Here is a 12,223-nt window from a genome sequence, read left to right as displayed (position 1 = left end):
AAAAAGGGTATCGCGTGAAAAGATTGAAAAAACAACGGTATGGGAATTTTCTGTTTAATATTTTAAATAACTCTGCTATTTTGGCATAGCCTTTGCGTTATATAAAGGCAACAAATAATGAATTCCAGAAAAGAGAGGTTCGGAAGATGAAAATAAAGGATTATGATAAGAGCCGGTTGCTAGGTTTTTATGAAACGATGTTTAAAATGAGAAGATTCGAAGAAGAGACGTTCGAGTTTTATAAGAAAGGCATGATGGCCGGGCTTGCTCATTTATATCTTGGGGAAGAAGCTGTGGCAACCGGAATTTGCGCGGCATTGAACGACGATGATTACATTGGAAGTACACATCGAGGCCATGGACATCTTGTTGCCAGGGACGCAGATATTGCTCGGATGATGGCTGAAATACTGGGGAAGAAAACGGGCTATTCAAACGGTAAAGGAGGTTCCATGCATATCATGGCCATGGATAAAGGAATCCTTGGTGCAAACGGTATCGTAGGAGGGGAAATTCCCATCGCAACCGGAGCGGCCTACACCGCAAAATATAGGCAGAACGGTAGAGTTGCCGTTTCTTTTATGGGAGATTCCGCAACAAACGAGGGTACTTTTCACGAAAGCATCAACATGGCAGCGGCTTGGAAGCTTCCTTGTATCTATGTGATTGAAAATAACCTTTACGGAATTTCCGTAGACATCAGAGACGTAACCAATACACCGGATCTTGCGGTCAGAGCAAAGGCGTATGACATCCCGGGTGTTGTAGTGGACGGTATGGATGTCCTCGCTGTATATGAAGCGGCAAAAGTCGCAGCGGAAAGAGCAAGAAGCGGGGAAGGTCCTACCATCATCGAATGCAAGACGTACAGATGGCAGGGACATCACGTTGGAGATCCGGCGGTTTATCGAAAAAGAAGAAGCGAAACAGAGAAGGAAGATTGGATGGCAAAGTGCCCGGTAACGACTTTAAGAGCGGAGCTGATAAAGTCGAAGAAAGCCACCGAAAAAGAAATCCGTGCAGTAGAAGCAACCATTGAAGAAGAAGTTCAGACTGCGGTTAAGTTTGCTGCCGAAAGTGATTATCCGGATCCTTCAGAGGCATATAGCGATGTATTCATGGAAGGGACTCTTTAAGGAACGGCCGGATAAAACGACCCAACACGAAAAGAGAAATCGAAAAAAGAATTGTGAGGTTTAGATAAATGAAAGAACTGACATATGCACAAGCCATTTGTGAGGCTTTAGATGAAGAAATGGAACGGGATGACAATATCGTTATGCTTGGTGAAGACATTGGCTTCCTTGGCGGAAACTTTAAGACAACGGTGGGACTTTTTGAAAAGTACGGAGATTTGAGAGTAAAGGATACGCCCATTTCAGAACAAGGCTTTGTGGGCATGGGTGTGGGCATGGCATTAACAGGATTGAGACCGGTCGTAGAGCTGATGTTTTCAGACTTTTTACTTGTAGCAGCAGATCAGGTCATCAATCAGGCTGCGAAAATCCGGTATATGTCCGGGGGACAGGCAACCGTTCCGATGACAATCCGTTGTCCTATCGGTGCAGGGCGGTCTTCAGCAGCACAGCATTCCCAATCCATGCAGGCGATGGTAGCACACTTCCCGGGGATGAAGGTTGTCGTGCCTTCAACCGCACAGGAGGCAAAAGGATTACTGAAAACAGCCATTCGAGATAACGACCCGGTTATCTTTTTCGAACATAAAATGGAGTATAACAAAAAATATCAGATCGACGACAACGTAGAGCCAATTCCGTTCGGTAAGGCAAGAATTGCAAGAGCGGGCAAAGACATCACCATTGTTGCGACCTCCTCCATGGTGATGAAATCAGAAAGAGCAGCGGAAAGATTGGCAAAGGAGGGCATAGACTGTGAAGTCATTGACCTTAGAACCATCGTACCGTTTGACAAAGAAACGGTCGTGGAATCCGTTAAGAAAACAGGAAAGTTGATTGTAGCGGACGAAGCACATGAACGATGCGGGATCGGTGCAGAAGTTGCGGCGGCCATTGCAGAGGATGTGTTCTACTATTTGGATGCGCCTTGCGGAAGAGTAAATAATCCAAACGTGCCGCTTCCGTTCAGTCCGGCATTGGAATTCCCTCTCATCCCATCTGAGGAAAAAATATATGAAAAGGTGAAGAATTATTTCAAATAAACCGGATAGTTTCAAATAAACCGAAAACAGATGATAGGAGGAGGAAAACATGGCAGAAATAATAATCATGCCAAAGCTTGGCTTCAATATGAACGAAGGAAAGCTTGTGAAATGGTATAAAAAAGAAGGCGATGCCGTAGCAAAAGGCGAAAACCTCTTTTCAATAGAGACAGATAAAACCAATATGGATATAGAAGCAACAGGAGACGGTGTGGTCAGGAAGCTTTTCATCGAAGAAGGGGATACGTTACCGGTTACTCTACCTATCGCCATCGTCGGAAATGCTGAGGAGAACATTAATGCCGTGATGGCTGATGCATTGGCACAGCTTGGTAAAGAAGTTCTTGCCGACCCTGACACAACGTCTCACCCGGTTGCGGAAAGTACACCTGTTTCAGCAACACCCGCTGTTTCAGCAAAGACAGAAGGCGGAAAAATCAAAATCACTCCGAGAGCCAGAAGGGTTGCAGCGGAAAACGGTTTATCAATAGACAGTCTTCCCCTTGTTGGCACCGGCTTTGACGGAGGCATTTGCGAAAAGGATATACTCGGCTATTTGGCCTCCAATAAGATCAGGGTATCTCCTGTCGCAAAAGCGATGGCAGATGCAGAAGGAATTTCGTTGGACGATATCAAAGGAAGCGGTATAGGCGGTAAGATCATGAAGGCTGACATGGAAGCCGTTATGAACAATAGAGTCAAAGCAGAAGCCGCAGGAACGGCTGCAGAAGTGACCGCAGGAGCCGGAGAAAAGAAATTCTCCCCTGACGGAAAGGAAATCCTGGAAGAGGTTCCTTATGCGGGAATAAGAAAGATCATCGGAGAGAAGTTAGCGGAAAGTAAGTTTACTGCACCGCATTTATACTTCACTCAGAAGGTGAATCTGGATAAGCTTCTCGAACTGAGAAAAGAAGTAAATGCAGCGCAGGAACAAAAAGTTTCCGTGACAGATTTTATCACAAAGGCGGCCGTGAAGGCGTTACAGAAATATCCGGATATGAATTCTTCGCTTATTGGCGGAACCATCGTGAAATATAAGACGGTCAACATAGGCATTGCCGTAGCGGCACCGACCGGACTGATCGTACCAAACGTAAAAAGTGCGGAGCAGATGAGTGTGGTAGAACTGGCAGCAGCAAGCGCTCCGCTGTTTAAAAAGGCCAGAGAAGGAAAACTGACCCCGGGCGAATATACCGGAGGCACCTTCACGATTTCAAATCTTGGCATGTTCGGGATTGAGAACTTCACCGCAATTATTAACCCGCCGGAGGTGGGCATACTTGCTGTCAGCTCAACCAAGGATGAACCGTTTGTTGTGGCACATAAAGACGGAAGTAAAACCATTGAGATCAAGCCGATGATGAACATTCAGCTCACCGTGGATCACCGATTAATAGACGGTTTACTGGCGGCGCAATTTGTAACGGAAATCAAAAAATATGTAGAAAACCCTATTAGTCTATTCGTATAATCCATTCCTACTTAACACGGATAGTTCATATCACATGACACAGGGCTGATGTATCTCTATACTCTGTAATGCATCAGCCCAACATCCCAATGGAAATGTACATAGGCTATATACACATAAGGAGATATAAAATGGCAGAAGTAATCATCATGCCGAAACTCGGCTTTAACATGAGCGAAGGAAAGCTTGTTAAGTGGTATAAAGCGGAAGGCGATGAAGTAAAAAAAGGGGAAAACCTGTTTTCCATAGAGACCGATAAAACAAACATGGATATCGAAGCAACCAATGACGGAACCGTAAGGAAACTTCTTATTGACGAAGGCGATCAAATTCCTGTAACATTGCCAATCGCAATCGTTGCGACCAAGGATGAAGATATCACTGCAGCACTGGAACAAGCATTAAAGGATTTAGGCAAGGATAATGCTGCAGAAAACACCGCAACTTCTCTTAACAAGGCAGAGGCAGCGCCTGCAAGTTCCTCCAATCACTCTGCAGGCTTAAAAAACACCAATGACTACGAAGTGCTAGTCATTGGTGGCGGCCCTGGCGGATATGTTGCAGCCATTAAAGCGGCGCAAATGGGGAAGAAGACGGCCATTGTTGAAAAAGCACATTTCGGAGGAACTTGCTTAAATGTAGGATGCATTCCGACAAAGGCCCTATTGCGAAGCGCAGAGGCCTTGAATGAAGTAAAAGAAAGTGCGACATTTGGAGTTACTGGCGTGGATATTGCCAATGCAAAACTCGATTTAAAGAGAGTTCAGGAAAGAAAGAAACAGGTGATAACTCAGCTGGTTGGCGGCGTTCAAGGATTGCTTAAAGGCAACGGGGTAACGCTCATCAACGGAGAAGGGAATTTAATAGATAAAAACACGCTAGAAGCAGCGGGAAAGAAATATACAGCGGACTATATTATTATAGCGACCGGTTCCGATGTAAAAAATCTGCCGATTACAATAAGCCCGAAACGGCAAGTGCTCACAAGTAAGGAAATGCTGGAACTTTCGGAAACTCCCAAAACAATGACTATCATTGGCGGAGGTGTTATCGGCATCGAGTTCGCGTATTTCTTAGCAAGCATCGGAACGAAGGTGACGGTGATAGAATTCTTAGACAGAATCCTGCCGATGGTTGATGAAGAGATTACCGCACAAGTTGCGGCAAACCTAGTAAAGATGGGCATTACAATTCATACCGGTGCTAAGGTAACGGAGATAACCGATCAATCCGTCCGGTTTGAAAAAGCAGGAGAGGTTCAAGAAGTAGAAGCAGAAAAAGTTCTCATGGCAGTAGGCAGAGCGCCTAGATTAGACGGTATCCCTTGTGAAGCACTTGGCATAAAAACGGAAAGAGGTGCTATCGTTACAGATGAATGCCTGAAAACATCCGTTTCAAACATCTACGCTATCGGGGATGTAAATGGTAAAGCCATGCTGGCACATACCGCCTCCATGGAAGGAATCGTAGCGGTGGAAAATATATGCGGACATAAATCTGCGATGGACTACGGCAAGATTCCAAGCGCGATCTATGTACAGCCTGAAATTGCCAGTGTGGGACTTACCGAAGCAGAAGCCAAGGCAAAGTATGGGCAGGTAAAAGTTGGGAAATTCCCTCTTTTGGCAAATGGCAAAGCAAAAGTTGCAGGAGAGGAAAGAGGCCTTGTAAAGGTGATCCTTGAGCCTAAATACGGGGAGATCGTAGGGGTTCATATGTACTGCATCCATGCAACGGATATGATTTCAGAAGCTGTTGTGGCCATGAAGCTGGAAGGAACAGCCGAAGAAGTGGCCAACGCCATCCATCCGCATCCAACCGTCTCAGAGGTCATGCATGAAGCCATGCATGCCGCAACGGGAAAAGCGATCCATTTCCTATAAATAAGTTTTCCTTTTATGACAAATTCTCCACTGTCATAATACTCAACATGGAAGCCCCCTCTTTTTAGTGGGGGTTTCTTAAAAATAACGGCAATTTCAATATTGATATAAAGAGTATCTATCATAATCCTTCAAAAGAGAAATAAATTTTAATCTTTGCGAATGGAGAAGGAGTATAAGAAATGTATAAGTTAATGGAGTGTAATGGACTAACAAATTATAAAGATGGATTGAAAATGCAGCAAACTGCCTTTGAAAAAGTATACAATGAGCAGTATAAAGGCATTCTGATCATTTTAGAGCATTATCCAGTCTATACAATAGGGACTGGTGGGGGATGGGAAAACCTACTATGTTCGAAAGAGTATCTTAAAGAACAAGGAGTAGATATTGTTGAAATAAATCGTGGAGGGAATATTACATTTCATGGCCCCGGACAAGTGGTAGCATACCCAATTTTTGATTTATCAAAAATGAAACGGGATGCACATTGGTATATTGAATCCCTTGAACAGATCGTAATCAATGTGCTGAGTGAGTATGGAATAGAAGGAGCAAGAAAGCCGGAATATAAAGGAGTTTGGATTGATGATAAAAAAATATCCGCGGTAGGTGTTCATCTAAAAAGATGGATTACATCTCATGGGCTTTCTTTTAATATTAATGTGGATAAAAAGTATTTTAATCAAATTAATCCCTGTGGTATTACTGAATTTGGAATTGCCTCCTTAGAGGATTATATGGAGGATGTTGATATTGCTAGCATTAAGCAACACTTGGTAAAAAATTTTGAAAAGGTATTTGACATTCAGTTTGATGCATACATAGGGCAAGGAGAGAGAACCGATGAGTAGTATTTTACAAAAACCAGAATGGCTAACAAAAAAAATATCCAATATAAATATAATTGAAGATACAGCAGCCTTGCTAACGGATTTATCTCTTCATACGGTATGCGATGGAGCCGATTGCCCGAACCGGTGTGAGTGCTATTCGAAAAAAACAGCAACTTTTATGATTTTAGGGAGTGTTTGTACAAGACAATGCCGCTTTTGTGCTGTTTCAAAAGGAAGGCCGGGATTGTTAGATGCTAATGAGCCGGCCAATGTAGGAAAGGCCTGCAGGGAGCTTGGGCTGAAACATGTTGTTGTAACATCTGTTACACGAGATGATCTTCCGGATGGCGGAGCAGAGCATTTTGCCCTTACAGTACAAGAGATTAGAAGCCAAAATCCTTCTGCTACCATTGAATTATTAATTCCTGATTTGAATGGAAACTGGGATGCGTTAAAGATCATTACAGATTCAAAGCCTGACGTTCTGAACCATAATGTGGAAACCGTACCAGCTCTTTATGCGAATGTAAGGCCACAGGCTAATTATGAACGGTCATTAGAACTGATAAGAAAAGTAAAAGAGTTTGACTGTAAAATTTTTACTAAATCAGGGATTATGGTAGGATTAGGAGAAAAAGAGGAACAAGTATATCAAGTTATGGATGACTTAATAAAATCTAATTGTGACATATTGACGGTTGGTCAATATTTACAACCATCAAGCCAACATATATCATTGAAAGAATATGTTCATCCTGAAAAGTTTGAAGAATACAAGTGGATTGCAGAAACAAAAGGCTTTAAATATGTATATTCGGGCCCTTTTGTAAGAAGTTCGTATAATGCTTCATTGGGATTAGATCAAATCAATACGCTTAACGGCCAGATTGCCATCTCTATAACATAGGCAATACGGCTTTAAAAAACAGTCGCTGCCCTATTTCTATAGAAATAGGGCAGTTTTGCATTAAATTTAATAAAAAAATGGACAACTATATGTTTAAAAGGTTGTTGTGTGATAAAATGAAAATAATGGAACGAAAAACGATAGGAGGGATGTACAATGGCAATTGAGAAAGTACGTCAGTTTTTTAAACAATATGGAATGGAAGACCGCATTCAAGAATTTGAAGTGTCCAGCGCGACTGTTGAATTAGCGGCTAAAGCGGCAAACTGTGAGCCAGAGCGCATCGCAAAAACACTTTCTTTCAAGAAAGACGAAGGGTGTATGCTAATCGTAACTGCAGGAGATGCTAAGATCGATAATGCGAAATTCAAGGCCCAATTCAGCATGAAAGCGAAGATGCTTACACCAGACGAAGTCGTGGAATTGGTTGGACATGCAGTGGGAGGGGTTTGCCCTTTTGGTATCAATGAGCAGGTTGATGTGTATCTGGACGTTTCCTTGAAACGTTTTCATACGGTATTTCCGGCATGCGGCAGCAGCAACAGTGCGATTGAACTGACGATTGAAGAACTTGAAAAATATTCCGGCAGTAAGGAATGGATAGATGTTTGTAAAGGATATTAGAAAATGAAAGAAAAAAAGTGGAAAAAGTTTTTATCTTACTATAAGCCCTATAAAAAATTGTTCGCAGCAGATATGTTTTTCGCCTGCATGGGAGCAGGGGTGACACTGGCGATTCCGCTGATTATCCGCTATATTACCAATCATGTGATTTACTATGAGCAAAGCGAAGCTTTCCGGGTGATATTGACGCTGGGATTGGCCATGCTTGGGATGGTCGTGCTGGAATGCTATTGCAATTTTTTCATTGCGTTTTATGGACACCAAATGGGTGCCCGAATGGAATTTGATATGCGTAATGAAATTTTCAGCCACTATCAAAAACTCTCCTTTAACTTTTTTGCCAATCAAAAGGTTGGGCAATTGATGTCTAGGATCACCAACGATTTATTTGAAATCAGTGAACTGTTTCATCATGGACCGGAAGATTTGTTAATCTCCATCATCAAGCTGTTCGGTTCCTTCACTATTTTATTAGCCATCGATTGGAAGCTCGCACTGATTGCTTTTGCGATGATTCCGATTATGGTAGCGTATGCCGGATACTATAACTTCAAAATGAAAAAAGCTTTTAAAAGAAATCGAGCTAGGATTGCAGATATCAATGCGCAGATTGAAGACAACTTATCCGGAATCCGGGTGGTGAAATCTTTTGCCAATGAAGATATTGAAATGGAAAAGTTCAGAGAAGGCAACAGCCGCTTCTTAGCAAGCAAAACGGACAGTTATCGCTACATGGGCATTTATAATTCGGGATTGGGTGCGTTTACAACCTTAATCAGTATTGCCGTTATTGTATCGGGAACCATCTTCATCACCAATAAATCCATTGAGGTAACGGATCTGATTACCTTCTTATTATATATCAATAATTTTACCGAACCGGTTAAAAAGCTGATTAATTTTACCGAGCAATTTCAAAACGGAGCATCCGGATATGAACGCTTCTTGGAAATTCTTGCAATTGAGCCGGATATCGTGGATTCGCCCGGTGCGTCGGATATGAAACAGGTTCGAGGGGAGATCGTATTTGACCAGGTCTCTTTTCGCTATGAAGAGGGTACCGAAAAAGTGTTGTCCGATATCAACTTAAATGTGAAGGCAGGCGAGTATATCGCTTTAGTCGGCCCGTCGGGTGTAGGAAAATCGACGCTGTGCAGTTTAATACCACGGTTCTACGATGTGTCGACCGGCAGCATCAAGATCGATGGAAAGGATATAAGAGAAGTACGGTTGAAGAGTCTGCGGGATAATATTGGAATCGTTCAGCAGGATGTCTATCTTTTTGCCGGAAATGTGATGGAAAATATTCGTTACGGGAAGCCGGAGGCAACAGAAGAAGAAATCATTCAGGCCGCTAAAAATGCAAATGCACATGAATTTATCATGGAACTTCCGGACGGATACGATACGGATATCGGTCAGCGCGGAATCAAGTTATCCGGCGGACAGAAACAACGGCTTTCTATTGCCAGAGTATTTTTGAAGAATCCGCCCATTTTGATTTTCGATGAGGCGACTTCCGCGTTAGACAATGAGAGTGAACGTGTGGTTCAAGAATCGCTGGAAAAATTGGCCGCTAACCGCACGACTTTTGTGATTGCACATCGTTTGTCTACCATAAGAAATGCAGAGAAAATCCTTGTGTTGACGGAAGATGGGATTGCAGAATCCGGTTCGCATAAAGATCTGCTCGAAAAAGACGGAATTTATGCAAGCTTGTATAATATGCAGTTTGCGAATGAATAAAATAAATAAACGACTTTGTCCCGTATAAAACAATAACCCTCTGAAAGCTGTCTGTGAAGACAGCTTTTTTCTAAATTTCTGTAAAAATAAAAAAATGTAAGCTTTTTATTTATGCGTGCGTCTAAATCTATGAAAGGAGAGCAAACATGGAGCATTTTCCGGTACCGGATTTAAAGGGGAAACCTGATATGCAGCGGCTGATCAGAGAGTATGGTGACAGTATTTTAAGGATGTGTGTTCTTTATTTGCACGATATCCATCTAGCGGAAGACGCGGTTCAGGAAACCTATATCAGAGTCTACGAAAAGTGGGGACAATTTAAAGGAAATTGTTCCGAAAAAACGTGGATTACAAGCATCGCCATTAATGTATGTAAATCACAGCTGAGAAGCGCTTGGTTTAGAAATCGATTATGCAAGGAAGAAGCACAGAAAGAACCTTTTCAAGAAGATCCGCCGCTATGGGATGATACTGTACTGCAAGAAATTTCTAGTCTCAAGCCCCGATATAAAGAAGTGATCCTATTATTTTATTATCAGGAAATGAAAACGAAGGAAATAGCAGTGGCTCTTGGCGTGACGGAGTCCGCCGTCTCAGTGCGCTTAAACCGAGCAAGGAAGCAACTGAAAAAATCATTGAAAGGATGGTATTATGATGAATAGCTGGAAGAGCGATATAGATGATCGGCTGAACGAAATAAATATCAGTCCTGAAGTATCTCAAAAAATATTGGATGCTACTGTTTATAGACAAAAAAAGGATAGAGGGAGGGTTTGTCTGAGAAAAGGTCTGGCGGTGGCTTTTGCAATGTGCGTATTTATTGTAGGTTCCATTACTGCATTTGCAGCAACTGTTCCGGCGGTAAATGACTGGATTTATACGCTCAGTCCAACCCTTGCCGAACGGCTTTATCCGATTCATCAAACGGTCGAAGATAAGGGGATAAAGTTGGATGTGATGGTTGCTGTTAATGATTCACACAATGCCCTCGTCTATTTTTCGGTTCAAGATAAAACGGGCAAGAGAGTCGATGAATCAACCGATATTTATAATTATAGTTTAGAGGGACCTTTTGCTTTTAACTGCCAAATGCTTTCTTATGACGAGAAAAGTCATACCGCTGTATTTCAGCTAATGGGAACAGGCGGCGTAAATATGTCCAATAAAATGACCACGCTGGCAATCAGTTCTTTTTTAAGCAATAAAATAGAGCATGCTTGGTATGATACTCAGATTAATCTGGCCGATGCTGTCGATAGGAATGCAGCAAGTGAACCTGTTTCGAATTATTATTATAGCGGCGGTTCAGGAAAAGCGGAAGATTTATATGTGCTAACCCCCGATCAGATGCAAATTGCGTTAGGAGAGAGGATTGATTTTGTTACCGTCAGTAATATCGGATTTGTGGATGGAAAATTGCATATTCAAACAAAATGGAATGAAAGTGTGGATGACCATGGACAGCTTAAATTAGTGGATGCGAACGGAAATGAAGTGGAAGTAAATAACTACTATTTTAATACGGATTTGGATACCCAAAACGGCGATCGGCACTCAAAACATATTGAATATGTTTTTGACATAGCGGATATAGATCACTTGAAAAACTATCATCTATGGGCGTCTTTCACAGAAGATGGGGATTATACGCAGGGCAGCTGGAACGTAAATTTTAGACTTGCAGATTCTGAAAATGTGGTAATAGATTCGAAAAAGGAGATTGCCGATACCATAGAGATTTCAACCCTTGGCATTTACTTTACCGGATACAGGGTAAAAACGGAGGAGACCGCGGTGGTCGTTACCATGAAAGATGGAGAACAGTTGAGTTGCAGAGGTTGGAATACCTCTGTGGAGGAAGACGAATCCGGCTCCGTTCAGACTAATGCAGGAGCCCTGTTTGAACATCCGGTTGAACTGAAAGAGATTCAATCCATCTCATTAAATGGAACCCTTATATACAACCATCCAATTATTTGAAATACTCTTTAATAAATTGCTGAGATATGATACTATAATAGTAATAACCATATTTTGTAAATATAATTGGAGGAAAAGATATGGAATTTTACTTTAAAGCTATTGGATCAGATACACATCTTTTTCGTGAAGATGGTTTTTTTGATGAGGATCTAGGGAAATTAACGAAGACTTTTACAGGGAAATTACGTACCAATAAGTTGTTTGGGGAAACCTTTGAGTTGGAAGACATTTCAGGAGTATTTTCGAAAGGTGAACGCTATTCCATTAAAAGCAGTAAAGGGCTAAAAGGTGTTATGGAGAAAAAAGCATTTAGTGGCAGATATGTTTTTAAATAATATTCGCAGCGTTGATTTGCCTCTTGAAGAGTTATATAAATCAGAGTATAATTAATAATAGTAACAACTAAATATGGACAGGGGAGCTTGTGCGCAGGCTGAGAGGAAGTAATCCAACTTCGACCCTTTAACCTGATTTGGATAATGCCAACGTAGGGAGGAGCCGAAAGCTAAAGCGATTTGTTTTTAACGGGAAGTACCTATGGTATTTCCCGTTTTTTCATTACGCGGAAAAATCAAAAACCGATTAAGCATGATT

11 protein-coding genes and 1 riboswitch are annotated in these 12,223 nt (G+C 41.9%); all 11 genes read left to right on the top strand.

All coding sequences use genetic code 11. From position 1 onward, the window contains the following. Positions 1 to 146 precede the first annotated feature (146 nt). The 11 genes from JYB65_RS07065 to JYB65_RS07015 all read left to right on the top strand — a co-directional run bounded on the left by JYB65_RS07065 (position 147) and on the right by JYB65_RS07015 (position 11,964). Positions 147 to 1,136, top strand: a complete 990-nt coding sequence (locus JYB65_RS07065; protein WP_206581953.1) for a thiamine pyrophosphate-dependent dehydrogenase E1 component subunit alpha — start codon at positions 147 to 149, stop codon at positions 1,134 to 1,136. 68 nt (positions 1,137 to 1,204) lie between these two features. Next, positions 1,205 to 2,179, top strand: a complete 975-nt coding sequence (locus JYB65_RS07060; protein ID WP_206581952.1) for an alpha-ketoacid dehydrogenase subunit beta — start codon at positions 1,205 to 1,207, stop codon at positions 2,177 to 2,179. Positions 2,180 to 2,228: 49 nt separating this feature from the next. Then, positions 2,229 to 3,650: a dihydrolipoamide acetyltransferase family protein gene (locus tag JYB65_RS07055; RefSeq protein WP_206581951.1), complete on the top strand. Its 1,422-nt coding sequence runs from the start codon at positions 2,229 to 2,231 to the stop codon at positions 3,648 to 3,650. Between the two features lie 131 nt (positions 3,651 to 3,781). Continuing rightward, entirely contained in the window at positions 3,782 to 5,533 is a 1,752-nt protein-coding gene (gene lpdA / locus JYB65_RS07050) for a dihydrolipoyl dehydrogenase (protein WP_206581950.1), read from the top strand. 182 nt (positions 5,534 to 5,715) lie between these two features. Then, a complete protein-coding gene (gene lipB, locus JYB65_RS07045) occupies positions 5,716 to 6,387 on the top strand; it encodes a lipoyl(octanoyl) transferase LipB (RefSeq protein ID WP_206581949.1) in 672 nt (223 codons plus the stop codon). Further along, positions 6,380 to 7,276: a lipoyl synthase gene (gene lipA, locus JYB65_RS07040; RefSeq protein WP_206581948.1), complete on the top strand. Its 897-nt coding sequence runs from the start codon at positions 6,380 to 6,382 to the stop codon at positions 7,274 to 7,276. The genes lipB and lipA overlap by 8 nt, the downstream gene beginning before the upstream one ends. Positions 7,277 to 7,432: 156 nt before the next feature. Further along, a complete protein-coding gene (locus JYB65_RS07035; protein WP_206581947.1) occupies positions 7,433 to 7,900 on the top strand; it encodes a YbaK/EbsC family protein in 468 nt (155 codons plus the stop codon). A 3-nt stretch (positions 7,901 to 7,903) separates the two neighbouring features. Next, positions 7,904 to 9,646: an ABC transporter ATP-binding protein gene (locus tag JYB65_RS07030; RefSeq protein WP_206581946.1), complete on the top strand. Its 1,743-nt coding sequence runs from the start codon at positions 7,904 to 7,906 to the stop codon at positions 9,644 to 9,646. A 146-nt stretch (positions 9,647 to 9,792) separates the two neighbouring features. Beyond that, positions 9,793 to 10,308, top strand: coding sequence for an RNA polymerase sigma factor (locus JYB65_RS07025; protein ID WP_206581945.1), 516 nt, complete (start codon positions 9,793 to 9,795; stop codon positions 10,306 to 10,308). After that, positions 10,298 to 11,626, top strand: a complete 1,329-nt coding sequence (locus JYB65_RS07020; protein WP_206581944.1) for a DUF4179 domain-containing protein — start codon at positions 10,298 to 10,300, stop codon at positions 11,624 to 11,626. Before JYB65_RS07025 ends, JYB65_RS07020 begins: the two co-directional genes overlap by 11 nt. 80 nt (positions 11,627 to 11,706) lie before the next feature. Continuing rightward, positions 11,707 to 11,964 carry a hypothetical protein gene (locus tag JYB65_RS07015; protein ID WP_206581943.1) on the top strand — a complete coding sequence of 86 codons (258 nt, stop codon included), beginning with the start codon at positions 11,707 to 11,709 and terminating at the stop codon, positions 11,962 to 11,964. A gap of 69 nt (positions 11,965 to 12,033) precedes the next feature. Further along, a riboswitch (TPP riboswitch) is annotated at positions 12,034 to 12,141 on the top strand. The last annotated feature ends 82 nt before the right edge of the window (positions 12,142 to 12,223 follow it).

Origin of the sequence: Clostridium aminobutyricum, assembly GCF_017255415.1 — a bacterium.
GTDB lineage: Bacteria > Bacillota > Clostridia > Peptostreptococcales > Anaerovoracaceae > Aminipila > Aminipila aminobutyrica.
This window is presented reverse-complemented; position numbering and strand designations above follow the sequence as displayed.